Below are 13,691 nucleotides of genomic sequence, written 5' to 3'. Positions count from 1 at the left end.
CGATCCAACGAGCCCTCTGTTCTCCATGTGCCAGATCACGCCGATGTTCGCCCTGTACACCTTCGGCCCGCCATCCTGGATTCCTTCGGCCTCGGCGAGCGCCACACCAGCAACCTGGGCTCGGCGCTGATCAGCATCGTGTTCGTCCTGGGCTGCCTCCCCGCGCTGCGCCTGGTGGACCGGGCGGGGCGACGCCCCGTCATCACCTGGTCGTTCGCCCTGATGGTGGTCCCGCTCGTGGTGCTCGGAGGCGGCTCAGTGCTCCCCATCGGAGCGGTCATCGTGTGCTTCTGTACCTATGCCCTCCTCTCGGGTGGCCCCACGGTGCTGGAGTGGACTGGGCCGAGGAGACGAAGGGCCGCACCCTGGCGGAGAGCAACGCACTTCCCGGCCGTTCCCCGCAGGGCTCGGAGGCCGACGCGCCGCGGGGAAAGTTCGCCCGGCCAACTCCTTGACAGCGGTCGCCCGGAAGACAGATTGTTGCTCATAATGAAGCGGCACGCGCCATGCGCAACAAATCGCGACGGCTCGGTCTCGGCCCTCCCACGCTCCCGGCACATCGGTCCGGGGTCGGTCGGCCCGCCGTTCAGTACACCGCCCGCCGTTCGTGCTCCCCGCGGACAGCGGAGTTCATTCCCCTCCCTCGCCGATCGCTCCGCCGGAGCGACGCGGCGCCCCCGCCATCCGAATCAACCGGCCGGAACCGCGCATTCGGCCGCCCCGCAACGAGGAGAGCGACAGTGACACACGAAGTACGCGCCGTCGTCGCCCGGCAGAAGGGCGCTCCGGTCTCGGTGGAGACCGTCCTCGTGCCGGACCCCGGCCCGGGCGAGGCGCTGGTGCAGGTGCAGGCGTGCGGTGTCTGCCACACCGACCTGCACTACCAGCAGGGCGGGATCAACGACGAGTTCCCCTTCCTGCTCGGCCATGAGGCCGCGGGCGTGGTCGAGGCGGTCGGCGAGGGCGTCACCGCCGTGGCGCCCGGCGATTTCGTCGTGCTCAACTGGCGTGCGGTCTGCGGCCAGTGCCGGGCCTGCCGCAAGGGCAAACCGTGGTACTGCTTCGACACCCACAACGCCACCCAGTCGATGACGCTGGCCGACGGCACCCCGCTGTCCCCGGCCCTGGGCATCGGCGCCTTCGCCGAGAAGACCCTGGTCGCCGCCGGGCAGTGCACCAAGGTGGATCCGACCGCCTCGGCCGCCGCGGCGGGACTGCTCGGCTGCGGGGTGATGGCGGGGTTCGGCGCCGCGGTCAACACCGGCGGCGTCGGCCGCGGGGACTCGATCGCGGTGATCGGCTGCGGCGGCGTGGGCATGGCCGCCATCGCGGGCGCCGATCTGGCCGGAGCCGGCCGCATCATCGCCGTCGACGTCGACCAGCGGAAGCTGAAGTGGGCCGAGGAGTTCGGCGCCACCGACACCATCGACTCCTCCCAGACCGACGCCGTCGAGGCCATCCGCGCCATCACCGGCGGCTTCGGCGCCGACCTCGTCGTGGACGCGGTGGGCCGCCCCGAGACCTACCGACAGGCCTTCTACGCCCGCGACTTGGCCGGGACCGTGGTCCTGGTCGGCGTCCCCACCCCGGAAATGACCGTCGACCTGCCCCTGCTGGACGTCTTCGGCCGTGGCGGGGCCCTGAAGTCCTCCTGGTACGGCGACTGCCTGCCCTCCCGGGACTTCCCCGCCCTGGTCGACCTCTATCAGCAGGGCCGATTCGACCTCGGCCGCTTCGTCACCGAGGAGATCACCCTGGACGATGTCGAGGCCGCGTTCGCCAAGATGCACCGCGGCGACGTCCTGCGCTCGGTGGTGATCCTGTGACGGCGCGCATCGAGCACCTGGTCACCTCCGGAACCTTCGAGCTGGATGGGGGCAGCTGGGAGGTGGACAACAACGTCTGGCTCATCGGTGACGAACGGGAAGTCATGGTCATCGACGCCGCGCACGACGAAGCGGCCATCGCGGACGCCATAGGCGACCGCCACCTGGTCGGCATCTTGTGCACCCACGCCCACAACGACCACATCAACGCCGCCCCCGCCCTCGCCGCCCGCACCGGCGCGCCCATCCTGCTCCACCCGGCGGACGCGGTGCTGTGGAAGTCCGTACACCCCCAGCGGAAACCGGACCGGGAACTGGTCGACGGCGAACTGCTGAGCGTGGCCGGCACCGGGCTGTACGTGCTGCACACCCCCGGGCACGCGCCCGGCGCCGTCTGCCTGTACGCGCCCGAGCTGGGAGCCCTGTTCTCCGGCGACACCCTCTTCCAGGGCGGTCCCGGAGCCACCGGCCGCTCCTACTCCGACTTCGGCACCATCATCGCCTCCATCCGCGACCGGCTGTTCGCCCTCCCCGCCGCCACCGCCGTGCACACCGGCCACGGCGGCACCACCTCGATCGGGGCCGAGGCGCCCCACCTCGACGCCTGGGTGGCCCGGGGACATTGACGCAACGTCAGAGAACCCGAAGCTGAGAGGAGACCCATGGGCACCCGCAGAACGAACGCATTACCGGCAGAGTTTCCAGGCGAGCCAGGAGAGATGGACGGATGGCCCCTTCGTACGACGTGATCGTCGTCGGTCTGGGCGGGATGGGAAGCGCAGCCGCCTACCACCTCGCCGCCCGCGGGCAGCGAGTGCTCGGCCTTGAGCGCTTCGGCCCGGCCCACAACCTCGGCTCCAGCCACGGCGGATCCCGCATCTACCGGCAGGCCTCCTTCGAGGACCCGGCCTATGTGCCCCTGCTGCTCCGCGCCCACGAACTGTGGGAGAAGCTGGCCGCCGACTCCGGCCACGAGGTGTTCACCCCGACCGGCGGCCTCGTGATCGGGCGCGAGGACAGCCAGGCGTTCGCCGGTACGCTGCGCAGCGCCCAGCAGTGGGGCCTGGACCACGAGGTCCTCACGGCCGCCGACCTCCGGAGCCGCTTCCCCACCTTCAAACCGGGCACCGACGATCTCGCCTTCTACGAGCGCAAGGCCGGTGTGGCGCGGCCGGAGGCGACCGTCACCGCCCACCTGGACCTGGCCCGCGTCCACGGCGCCGACCTGCATTTCGTGGAAACCGTCTTCGGATGGCAGGCCGACGGGCCGGGCGGCAAGGCGTGGGTGGTCACCGACCGCGGCATCTACACCGCCGACCGGCTGGTCATCGCCCCCGGCGCCTGGGCGTCCAACCTCCTCTCCGACCTCGGCGTGACCGTGACGGTGGAACGGCAGGTCATGTACTGGTTCCAGCCCGAAGGCGGAACCGACCCGTTCACCGCCGACCGGCACCCCGTGTACATCTGGGAGGACGCGGACGGCAGGCGGATCTGCGGCTTCCCCGCCCTCGACGGCCCCGACGGCGGCGCCAAGGTCGCCTTCTTCCGCAAGGGCCTCCCCAGCAACCCCGAGACCGTCGACCGCCGGGTGCGCTCCGAGGAGATCGGGGCCATGGCCGAGTATCTGCGGCTGCGCGTCCCCACCCTCCCCACGCGCTTCCTCAAGGCCACGGCCTGGATGTACGCCAACACCCCGGACGAACACTTCGTCCTCGCCCAGCACCCCGAGCACCCGAGGGTGACGGTGGCCTACGGATTCTCCGGCCACGGATTCAAGTTCGTACCCGTCGTCGGCGAGATCCTCGCCGACCTCGCCACCGAGGGCACCACCGAACACCCCATCGCGCTGTTCGACCCCCGCCGTGTGCGCCCTGACGTCTAGTCGCGCATGCGAGACAGCTCGCAACCCGGAGGTACCCCATGATCGTCCCGCGCCACGCATCCGTCGGGGAGCCCGCATGAGGAGCATCACCGTCGTCGGAGCATCGCTGGCGGGCCTGAGCACGGTCCGCGCGCTGCGCACGGAAGGCTTCGACGGCGACATCCTCGTCGTCGGCGAGGAGCGCCACGCCCCGTACGACCGTCCGCCGCTGTCCAAGGAGTTCCTCAAGGGCGACGTCGGCGCCGACGCGCTCATGCTCAGCGACACCGAGGAGTACGAGGAGCTCCGGGCGCAGTGGCTGCTCGGCGAGCGCGCCGTACGACTCGACACCGCGGCCCGGTCCGTCACCCTCGCCGGAGGGCGCGAGGTACGCACCGACGGGATCGTCGTCGCGACCGGCGCCGGCCCCCGGACGCTCCCCGGCACCGGCGGGATGGCCGGGGTCCACACCCTGCGCACCCTGGACGACGCCCGGGCGCTGCGCGCCGCGCTCCTGGACGGTCTGCCCAAGGTCGTCGTCATCGGCGCCGGATTCATCGGTGCCGAGGTGGCGTCCACCGCCCACCGGCTCGGCCTCGACGTCACCGTGGTCGAGGCGCTCGACGTACCGCTGGAACGCCAACTGGGGCGCGACATGGGGCTGGTGTGCTCCTCCCTCCACACCGATCACGGGGTGCGCCTGCTGTGCGGCACCGGCGTGGCGGGATTCACCGGCCACGACCGGGTCACCGGCGTGCAGCTGGAGGACGGTCGCCTGCTGCCCGCCGACATCGTCGTGGTCGGGGTGGGGGTGCGGCCCGCCACCGACTGGCTCACCGGTTCCGGCGTCGCGGTGGACGACGGCGTGGTGTGCGACGCCGGGTGCGCGACCAGCGTCCCGGGCGTGGTCGCGGTCGGCGATGTCGCCCGCTGCCCCCACCCCTTCACCGGACGGCACGCCCGCATCGAGCACTGGAGCAACGCCACCGAGCAGGCGAAGACCGCCGCCCGCACGCTGCTCTCCGGCACCTCGGCCCAACCACCGAGCACCGCGCCGCACTTCTGGTCCGACCAGTACCGGGTGCGCATCCAGCTCGCCGGGCACGTCGTCCCCGGCGCCGAGCCCGAGGTGGTCGAGGGCGACGTCGACAGCCGCTCCTTCGCGGCCGTCTACCGCCACGAGGGCGCCGCCGTCGCCGTGCTGTGCATGAACCAGCCGAAGCTGTTCAACCGGCTCCGCCGTACCCTCACCGCGCCCCGCGTCGCTGCCCTGACGGAGTAGACATCCGCTCCACCCGGACCCGTAACCGACAACCCGGCGGCAAGGCGCCCGCGATCCCGCCCCACGGAGTATGGCGTGGCAATCAGCCTCTTCGACCTGTTCTCGATCGGCATCGGCCCGTCCAGCTCGCACACGGTCGGCCCGATGCGGGCCTCCCGCATGTTCGCCGCCCGGCTGAAGCAGGACGGCCTGCTCGCCCAGACCACCGCGGTACGGGCCGAGCTGTACGGCTCCCTCGGCGCCACCGGCCACGGCCACGGCACCCCCAAGGCCGTCTTGCTCGGCCTGGAGGGCAACGAGCTCGCGGTTCTGACGATGCTTTCCGTTGAGCAGATACGTTTTCCATTCAGTGGAAGAACCCGAGGAGTGGGGTATGACCCAGTGAGTGCTCACCACCCGGCCCGACCTGCCCGGCCAGGGCCTGGACCGGCTGGCGGCCCAGTCGGACCTGGTGCGCTGGGACGGGGACGGCAAGCCCGAACCGGCCGAGCTGCACGCCCTCGCCGCCGGGGCGAGCGGCATCCTCTGCCTGGGCACCGACCTGTCCCCTCTGGTCGGCGAGCCGCGCGTGGCGACACTCCCGCACATCGGCTCCGCCACTGAGGCCACCCGGGCCGCCATGGTCGACCTCGCCGTCGACAACATCCTCGAGGTGCTCGCGGGCCGCCCGGCCACCACACCGCTGCCCGGCAGCGCGGGCCTGCCCGGCGTCCCGGCCCGCCCCTGACGACCCTCACGGGCTCACCGGCCACGTCCACGGCCGTCCGCGTCCTGGCGGGCGAGAACCCGCTCGGCCGCGCGAAGCCAGTGCGTTTTGGCGGCCTTCAGTGCCCGGAAACTCCGGGCGTGCGCGCGGATGGTCTCCGTCTGGAGACATGCCTCGGCGGTGCGCCAGATCTCGACGAGCCCCGTCCTGCCCTTGCACCGTACGTCGGCGACCGCGGTACGGATCTCCTCGGGCGACGGGCGGGACGATCTCGCCCACACGGGCTTGTCGGCGACGCTCAGAGGATCGCCGTGACGGAAGCCCTCCGCGCCCAGGCAGGCGCTCCACGCGCGTATGCCCCGGCGGACGGCCGCGTCGCGCCGGGACCGCTCGAAGTCGCGCGTGACCAGCCGGTTGAACAAGGAGTGATCGGACGCCGGGGCGCCGCGCAGCAGTCGCGCGTGCGCCGCCTTCCAGCACCCTCCCGTGCCGTCCCTCCCGTACGCGGCCCGGCGCTGCCGGGACGTCAGGTCGGCGTCCCGCGACGTGCCCGCCGCCTCGCGCCGCGCGGCGGTCGGCAGGGGAGGGGGAGCGTGGTACCCGAAGCGGCGGGCGACCTCGGCCTCGACCGGTCCGTAGCGGGTGCGGTTCGGCGGGGCCAGGTCCTTGCCCGCCGCGCGGGGCAGCAGCTTCCAGCCCATGCCCCGATCGCGCATGCAACGGCGCAGCAGGAGGTCTTCGGCCGACTCGATCGTGTGGATGTCCCGGTCGGACAACTCGTAGGCGTCGAACGGCAGGACGAGGCGCCGGGCCTCGGCGCCGATGGCCGGCACGGCCACTCCGCCCTGTGGCGGCTGCCGGGCGGGTGCCGTGGTGGCGCATCCGGCCGCGGCGGTGCACAGCAGCAGGAGGCCTGCGCCCGAGCGGGCTGCGCTGGAACGGATGGTCATGGCCCCTCCTGTCTCCCTTCCGGTGTGCTCGTGCGGTGAGGGTGGCGCCCATGCCGACCGGCGGACGCCACCCCCACCCGGGCGGGCCTAGCGGAAGATGACGCAGCTCAGCCGGTTGTCCTTGATCGCGTCGTTGCTCAGGTTCCGGTCACTGGTGCCCGGGTACGACGTCGTGGACGCACCCGTGCACCGGCCCCGGGGGCTGGCGGTGCCGTTCTGGTACATGTCCACGTACTTGCGCGTCTGGTTCTTCACCGAGCTCGTGCCGTTGTCGACCTTCCCTCCCCTGTCCCAGTAGTTGTCCAGCAGGTTCTTGTCGGTGCGCGTGACGTGCGCCCAGCCGCCCTTGTAGTTGTCGTGCTGGTACATGTGGAAGCCACCGGCCTGGGCGCTGCGGGCCGCGGGCGCGGAGTCGGCGGCGGACGCCGCAGGCACCGCGGCGAGAGCGGTACCGCCGACGAGCGCGACTGCTGCCAGGGCGGTGCGGATCGTGATCGACATGGTGAGGTGTCCCTTTCGTTCGGTCCGGAGCGCCGCCCGGCCCGCTGTGAGCCGGGCGACGCCGTACGTCACCGACTCTCCGCGGCGTCAACCTTGTTGCGCAGCCCCGATCCGCGGCCCGCAACAATCACGTCGTCACAGGTGAAGCAGTCACCGAGGGCGATGTCCTGCCCTCGGCGCGGCCTTGCCCGGCCCTGATGCGGCTCCTAGGTTGTGGAGGACGGCGAAGCGGGGAGAGGGGCTTCGAAATGGGCCGACCGGAAGCGCCGCTGGACCCGGGCGCCGGGCCCGTACAGCGGTTCGCCTTGGAGCTGCGCAAGCTGCGCCAGGAAGCCGACGTCACCTACCGCGTTCTGGCCCAGCGGACGCCGTACACGGTCTCCACCCTCTCCAGAGCCGCCTCCGGCGAGCAGCTGCCGTCCCTTCAGGTCACCCTGGCCTATGCCGAGGGATGCGGAGGAGACCCGGAGGAATGGGAACGGCGCTGGCGGCAGGTGGCCGAGGAAGTGGCCGCCGAGGCGGCCGAACACGACGACGCCGAGCCGCCCTACCAGGGCCTGGCCCGCTTCGAACTCCGCGATCAGGAGCGGTTCTTCGGCCGCGACGAGCTGATCTCCGATCTCCTCGAACTGACGCGCAAGCACCGCCTGATCGCCCTCGTCGGAGCCTCCGGCAGCGGAAAGTCCTCACTGCTGCGCGCCGGGCTGATCCCCGCCCTCCAGAACGCCACCCCGCAGGACGAACGTCCCGCCGCCATCCGCATCTTCACGCCCGGCCCGCACCCCGCCCGCACCCACGCCGAACGGCTCACGCCGAAGGACGCCGACGGCGACACGGTGGTCGTCGTCGACCAGTTCGAGGAGACCTTCACGCTGTGCGCCGACCCCGCGGAGCGGACGGCCTTCACCGACCTGCTGAAGGCGGCACGTGCACCCGGGAGCCGATTACGCGTGATCATCGCGGTGCGCGCCGACTTCCTCGGGCGCTGCGCCGAACACCGTGGGCTCACCGACGCGCTGCGGACCGCGACCCTGCTGGTCGGTCCGATGAGCCCGGCCGAGCTGCGCGAGGCGATCGTGAAACCGGCCGCCGCCGCGGGACTCATCGTGGAACGCGCCCTGACCGCCCGGCTCATCGAGGAGGTCACCGACGAGCCCGGGGGACTGCCCCTGCTGTCCCACGCACTGCTGGAAACATGGCGCCGCCGCCGCGGCCGCGCCCTGACCGAGACCGCCTACGAGGCGGCGGGCGGCCTGCACGGCGCCATCGCCCGCACCGCGGAGCACACCTACGCCGACCTCACCCCCGAACGTGCCGAGATCGCCCGCCGCGTCCTGCTCAGACTCATCACCCCAGGCGAAGGCGCCCAGGACACCCGCCGCCCCGTCGACCGGTCCGAACTGGACAGCACCGCCACCCCCGAGGACCTCTCCATCGTCCTCGAACAGCTGACCCGCGCCCGGCTGATCACCCTGGACGAGGACGCCGTCGATCTCGCCCACGAGGCGCTGATCAGCGGCTGGCCGCGGCTGCGCGCCTGGGTCGAGGAGGACCGTGAGCGGCTGCGCGTCCACCGGCACCTGACCGAGGCCGCCCAGGCGTGGACCGAACTCGACCGCGACTCCGGTGCCCTGTACCGGGGAACGCGGCTCGCGATACTCCGCGACTGGGCCTCCCGCGACGGCAGCCGCGACGAGCTGAACGCGGCCGAGCGTGCGTTCCTCGACGCGAGCGTCGACCTGGCGGACAGCGAGCGGGCCGCCGCCGTGCGGCGCCACCGCCATCTGCGCCTTCTCGCCGCGGGCCTCGCGCTGCTGCTGCTCGTGGTCACCGGCGTCAGCGTGGTCGCCCTGCAACAGCGCCGGGACGCCCTGAAGGCCCACCGGGTCGCCGTATCACGGCAACTGGCGGCCGAGGCCCTCGGCCTCGCCGAATCCCGGCCCGCCGCGGCCATGCTGCTGAGCGTGGAGGCCTTCCGCACCGCGCGGACGTTCGAAGCACGCAGTGCCATGCTCACCATCTCGGCACGTCAGTACTACCGGGCCGAGCTGTCCGGCCACAACGACGCCGTCTCCGAGGCCGCCTTCGGCCCCGACGGAACCCTCGCCACCGTCAGCCGCGACCGCACGCTGATGCTGTGGGACACGGGCGCCCGACGGCGGCTGGCCACCCTGACCGGACACTCCACCTGGCTGCGCGCGGTGGCCTACAGCCCGGACGGCCGCACGCTCGCAACGGGAGGCAACGACGGGAAACTGGTCCTCTGGGACGCTGCGGCACACAGACCATCGGCCACCCTGACCGGCCACAAGGGCCAGATCAAGAGCATCGCCTTCAGCCCGGACAGCCGGACCGCGGCCACCGCCGGTGCCGATCACACCGTCAGACTCTGGGACACCGAGCGCCGCGCCCGGCGGCTCACCCTCTCCGGCCACACCGGAATCGTCTGGGCGGCAGCCTTCAGCCCGGACGGCCGCACCCTGGCCACCGCGGGCGCGGACCACAAGGTGATGTTGTGGAACGCCGCCACGGGACAGCGGATCGCCACCCTCACCGGCCACACCCGGTCCGTCGGCGCCGTCGCCTTCAGCCCGGACGGCCGTACGCTCGCCACCGCCGGCGACGACTGGACCGCGAGGCTGTGGAGCGTCCGACGCCACACCCGCGTCGCCACCCTGCGCGGACACAGCGGCGAGGTCAGAGCGGTGGCCTTCAGCCCCGACGGGCGCACCCTCGCCACCGGAGGGCACGACAAGTCGGTCATGCTGTGGGACTCCCGCAGCGCCACCCGCCTGACCACGCTGACCGGGCAGACCACCAACGTCTACACGCTCGCCTTCAGCCCACGGGACTCCCTCCTCGCCTCCGCGGGCGAGGACGGCAAGGTCGTGCTCTGGGACACGGCCCGGATTCCCCTCTCCGGCCACCGCGACCGGATCAACGACGTCGCCTTCAGCCCGGACGGCCGCACGCTCGCCACCGCCGGCGGCGACGACGTCGTGCTCTGGGACAGCAGACGCCGCACCCGCCGCGCCACGTTCACCAGCGGATCCGACCCCGTACACGCCGTGGCGTTCGCCCCCGACGGACGCACCCTCGCCACCGTGAGCGGTACCGACGGGCGGCCCGCGGGCACCCGCAACCACGTCCTGACCTTCTGGAGCGCTACGGGCCATGGCCCGCCCGTCAGACGTACCGGGCACGCCGGTCGCGTCATGGACGTCGCGTACAGCCCGGACGGGCGCCTCGTCGCGACGGGCGGCGCCGATAAGAAGGTCATCCTGTGGGACGCCGCCCGCCGCACCCGGCTGGCCTCCCTGACCGCGGCGTCCGGAGAAGCCGGAACCGCTGTCAACGGCGTGGCCTTCAGCCCCGACGGCCGATTCCTCGCCACCGCCAACCAGGACCGCAAAGCGACGCTCTGGGACGTGGCGGGACGGACCAGACTGGCCACCCTGTCCGGGCATACGGGACAGCTCAGATCCGTGGCCTTCAGCCCGGACGGCCGCATGCTGGCGACCGCCGGAATCGATCAGAAGGTGATGCTGTGGGACGTGGCCAAGCGCACCCGCGTGGCCACCCTCGCCGACAGCACCGGACCCGCGTTCGCCCTGGCGTTCAGCAGGGACGGCCGCATGCTCGCCACGGCCAACTCGAACAAATCGGTGATGCTGTGGGACATCGCCCGGCGCAGCCCGCTGGCCCTGCTGACCGGGCACACCAAGCAGGTCAGGTCGCTCGCCTTCAGCCCCGACGGCCGATTCCTCGCCACCGGAGGCGACGACCAGTCCGTCCTGCTGTGGAACGCCGACCCCCGGCACACCTCGGCGCAGCTGTGCCGCACGGCAGGCCGCAATCTCACCCCACAGGAGTGGCGGCAGCTGATCCCCGGCACCGCATACCGGACGACGTGCCCCGCGGTGTGACCGCGGGGCACGTCGCTAGGGCTCACCGGTCGCGCACGACCGGGCGGGCGGACCGGTCAGCAGCGGATGTCGACGATCTGGATCTTCTGGCCGTCCCGCACCTTGTGCCAGCCGGGCCCCACCGTCCTCATCCCCAGCGAACGCTTGGCCTTGCACCCGGGGCCGACCCAGTACCCGTCGACATCCTTCACACCCACGTGGTGCCCGTTCTGACCGGGCTTGAGGGTGCGCCACGTCGAGGAGTTGCCGTGCCTCCCCCAGTTATTCGTGATCATCAGCGAGTACCGGTTATCGCGGTTGTAGACGTTTCCGCAGATATGGCCGCCGATGGAACATTCGCCCATGGGGCGGACCTCCGCCGTCGTCTGCTCCGCGCCGCCGGTGCCCTCACCGGCTGCCGCGTGCGCCGCGACCGTCCCCGGGAGCGCGACGGCGGCCCCCACCGCCAGGGCCACGATGGCTGAGTACCTCGATCGCATGGGTTGCCTCCACTGATCGCGAGTGCTGAGTTCGTCCTGCCGTTCTCCGCCGCAGGGCGCGTGTCGGGCCCACCCCCGTTCCGATCCGCAATCCGGGCCCGCGTTCTTCGAGACTGGCGCCCACCTGCGTTGTTGCGCAGCCCAATTCGCCGCGCGAAACAATGAACCGGGGAGAAGGGGGAAGGCGAGGCCTGGCCGGGCCCTGTCGCGCGCGACCGATCTGAGTACGTACCTGAGTATCCGGACGGATGTGGGGCCGAGGGCGGCCGCCGATTCTTTGCCCATGAGTGAGACACCGGTCAAGCAGCAGAGCACGACCGCGTTCTACGGTCAGGCGGTCGCCTCCTTTTCCATCGCCATGGCGGCCACCGCCATCGGCATCTTCCGGTTGAACGCCGACGCCTGGGTACGAGGCTTCCTGGCCATCGCCGTGCTCTACCTGGTGACCTCCGCGTTCACCCTGGCCAAGGTGATCCGGGACCGGCAGGAGGCCGGGCAGCTCGTCAGCCGGGTCGACCAGGCGCGGGTGGACAGGCTCCTCGCCGAGCACGACCCCTTCGAAAAGCTGTAAGCACGTCCCCCTCGGAGACCGGCAGCACCGCACGCACGCTTCCAGGACCCGGCGGGGTCGCCCCCGCCGGTCAGGAGCTGAGGTCGGCCGCCTGGTCGCCCAGCCCGCGCAGCGCCAGCTGGAGCAGCGGGTGGCCCTCGCTGCCGCTCCGGACGGCCGTGAACACCCGCCGCGTCGGACGGGAGCCGCTGACCGGACGTACGACGGCGCCGCCGAAAGCGATGCCGTGCAGCGCCGAACGGGGCACCATCGCCACCCCGGAACCGGCGGAGACCAGTGCGCACACCGCCCGGGAGTCATCGGCCAGGCACTCCGCCCGAGGCTGGAAACCCACCTCCTCGCAGGCACGCATGACCACGTCATGCACCGGGTTCCCGGGCCACGGCGTGACCCACGGATCCGCTTTCAGGTCGGTCAGGGCCAGCTCCGGCGCGGAGGCCAGCGGATGGTCGGCCGGCAGGACGACATCGAACGGTTCCGCGTACAACGGCTTACGGAGCAGCTGCTCGCCGTTCTGGCCGAGGGTGTCCCGGTGCTCCACCGCCAGGGCGATGTCGACCGCGCCGTCGATGAGGAGCCGACGGCTCGCATGCCCCTCGGCGTCCTTCACCCGGATCCGCACCTGCGGAGCGCGTTTCCGCAGCGCCGCCACCGTCGGGGCCACCACTTCGGTGATCGCACTCGCGAACGCGGCGATGGTCACCTCGCCCGCCAGCCCCGCCGAGCTGGCGGCCATGTCGGCCTCCGCCTGCTCCAGCTGCGCGGCGATCCTTGCCGCGTGGTCGGCGAGTACGACGCCCGTGGGTGTGAGCCGGACGGTACGCCCGCGCCGCTCCAGCAGCGCGTGCCCGACCTCCGCCTCGAGCGCCGCGAGCTGCTGCGAAGCCGCTGATGGGGACAGGTAGAGGGCCTGGGCGGCGGCGGTGACGGTGCCGTGCTCGGCCAGGGCGCGCAGCACCCGGAGTCTCCGTGGATCGATCACATGAGGCAGTTCACCAGACGGGACAGCATCTGTGAAGCGGAGCTTCACAGGCAACCTGGGAAATTGCCGATGGACTTCACAGGATCGGCTCTCCAAAGTGGTCTTCCATGAACGCAACGGCAAGGACCGCCGTTGGTCCCGGGCTCCGAACCGGCTGGCGTCCCCGCGCCCGCAGGGGTCCCGCGCTCGTGTGATGCCCTCCTTCGTCCGAATCCCCGCCACCCCTTTGCAAGGAACTGATGTGTCCATGACCACCGGTCATCGCCGTGAACACGATCTGCTCGGCGACCGGGAGGTGCCCGCCGACGCGTACTGGGGCATCCACACCCTGCGCGCCTCGGAGAACTTCCCCATCACCGGTACGGCGATCTCCGCATACCCGCACCTGACCAACGCCCTCGCCGCGGTCAAGGAGGCCGCGGCACGGGCCAACGAGGATCTCGGACTGCTGGCTCCGGAGAAGGCCGACGCCATCGCCGCCGCCTGCCAGGAGATACGCCGCGGCGAGCTGCACGACCAGTTCACCGTGGACGTGATCCAGGGCGGCGCCGGGACCTCGACCAACATGAACGCCAACGAGGTCATCGCCAACCGGGCGCTGGAGATC

The 13,691-nt window shown here is 71.8% G+C and carries 13 protein-coding genes and 1 pseudogene; 10 read left to right on the top strand and 4 right to left on the bottom strand.

Annotated elements, in window-relative coordinates:
• The first annotated feature begins 27 nt into the window (after window positions 1–27).
• From LCH29_RS23635 to LCH29_RS23605, 7 genes and pseudogenes are all read left to right on the top strand, one after another.
• Window positions 28–744, top strand: coding sequence for an MFS transporter (locus LCH29_RS23635; protein WP_446463741.1), 717 nt, complete (start codon window positions 28–30; stop codon window positions 742–744).
• Window positions 741–1,826, top strand: coding sequence for an S-(hydroxymethyl)mycothiol dehydrogenase (locus tag LCH29_RS23630; RefSeq protein ID WP_446463740.1), 1,086 nt, complete (start codon window positions 741–743; stop codon window positions 1,824–1,826). The genes LCH29_RS23635 and LCH29_RS23630 overlap by 4 nt, the downstream gene beginning before the upstream one ends.
• Window positions 1,823–2,452, top strand: a complete 630-nt coding sequence (locus LCH29_RS23625) for an MBL fold metallo-hydrolase (RefSeq protein WP_446463739.1) — start codon at window positions 1,823–1,825, stop codon at window positions 2,450–2,452. Before LCH29_RS23630 ends, LCH29_RS23625 begins: the two co-directional genes overlap by 4 nt.
• Before the next feature lie 101 nt (window positions 2,453–2,553).
• Entirely contained in the window at window positions 2,554–3,708 is a 1,155-nt protein-coding gene (solA, locus tag LCH29_RS23620) for an N-methyl-L-tryptophan oxidase (RefSeq protein WP_446463738.1), read from the top strand.
• Window positions 3,709–3,784: 76 nt separating this feature from the next.
• The gene (locus LCH29_RS23615) at window positions 3,785–4,969 is read left to right on the top strand and encodes an NAD(P)/FAD-dependent oxidoreductase (protein ID WP_446463737.1); all 1,185 of its coding nucleotides are present in this window, start codon (window positions 3,785–3,787) and stop codon (window positions 4,967–4,969) included.
• A gap of 75 nt (window positions 4,970–5,044) precedes the next feature.
• Window positions 5,045–5,341 (top strand): annotated as a pseudogene (locus tag LCH29_RS23610) (serine dehydratase beta chain); the annotation flags it as partial.
• A 13-nt stretch (window positions 5,342–5,354) separates the two neighbouring features.
• Window positions 5,355–5,696 (top strand): hypothetical protein, encoded by a 342-nt coding sequence (locus LCH29_RS23605; protein ID WP_446463736.1) that lies wholly within the window; start codon window positions 5,355–5,357, stop codon window positions 5,694–5,696.
• A 14-nt stretch (window positions 5,697–5,710) separates the two neighbouring features.
• On the opposite strand, the gene LCH29_RS23600 is transcribed toward LCH29_RS23605, so the two are convergent.
• Together LCH29_RS23600 and LCH29_RS23595 are read right to left on the bottom strand one after the other, a co-directional pair.
• On the bottom strand, window positions 5,711–6,625 hold the full coding sequence (locus tag LCH29_RS23600; protein ID WP_446463735.1) for a hypothetical protein: 915 nt from the start codon (window positions 6,623–6,625) through the stop codon (window positions 5,711–5,713).
• 87 nt (window positions 6,626–6,712) lie between these two features.
• The gene (locus LCH29_RS23595) at window positions 6,713–7,126 is read right to left on the bottom strand and encodes a peptidase inhibitor family I36 protein (RefSeq protein WP_446463734.1); all 414 of its coding nucleotides are present in this window, start codon (window positions 7,124–7,126) and stop codon (window positions 6,713–6,715) included.
• Between the two features lie 248 nt (window positions 7,127–7,374).
• Here LCH29_RS23595 and LCH29_RS23590 point away from each other — a divergent pair, with 248 nt between their 5' ends.
• The gene (locus LCH29_RS23590; protein WP_446463733.1) at window positions 7,375–11,052 is read left to right on the top strand and encodes an nSTAND1 domain-containing NTPase; all 3,678 of its coding nucleotides are present in this window, start codon (window positions 7,375–7,377) and stop codon (window positions 11,050–11,052) included.
• A 56-nt stretch (window positions 11,053–11,108) separates the two neighbouring features.
• Here LCH29_RS23590 and LCH29_RS23585 read toward each other — a convergent pair whose 3' ends face one another.
• On the bottom strand, window positions 11,109–11,531 hold the full coding sequence (locus LCH29_RS23585; RefSeq protein WP_446463732.1) for a hypothetical protein: 423 nt from the start codon (window positions 11,529–11,531) through the stop codon (window positions 11,109–11,111).
• Window positions 11,532–11,814: 283 nt separating this feature from the next.
• On the opposite strand from LCH29_RS23585, the gene LCH29_RS23580 reads away from it, so the two are divergent.
• Window positions 11,815–12,102 (top strand): YiaA/YiaB family inner membrane protein, encoded by a 288-nt coding sequence (locus LCH29_RS23580; RefSeq protein ID WP_039936191.1) that lies wholly within the window; start codon window positions 11,815–11,817, stop codon window positions 12,100–12,102.
• 70 nt (window positions 12,103–12,172) lie between these two features.
• Here the strand turns inward: LCH29_RS23580 and LCH29_RS23575 are convergent, their stop codons facing one another.
• Window positions 12,173–13,084 (bottom strand): LysR family transcriptional regulator, encoded by a 912-nt coding sequence (locus tag LCH29_RS23575; protein WP_446463731.1) that lies wholly within the window; start codon window positions 13,082–13,084, stop codon window positions 12,173–12,175.
• A 247-nt stretch (window positions 13,085–13,331) separates the two neighbouring features.
• On the opposite strand from LCH29_RS23575, the gene LCH29_RS23570 reads away from it, so the two are divergent.
• Window positions 13,332–13,691: lyase family protein (locus LCH29_RS23570; RefSeq protein ID WP_446463730.1), on the top strand; the 360-nt coding region annotated here is incomplete at its 3' end.

Source organism: Streptomyces sp. BRA346 (assembly GCF_052851135.1).
Note: the sequence above shows the minus strand (reverse complement) of the source record. Positions and strands in the feature narration are given on the sequence as shown.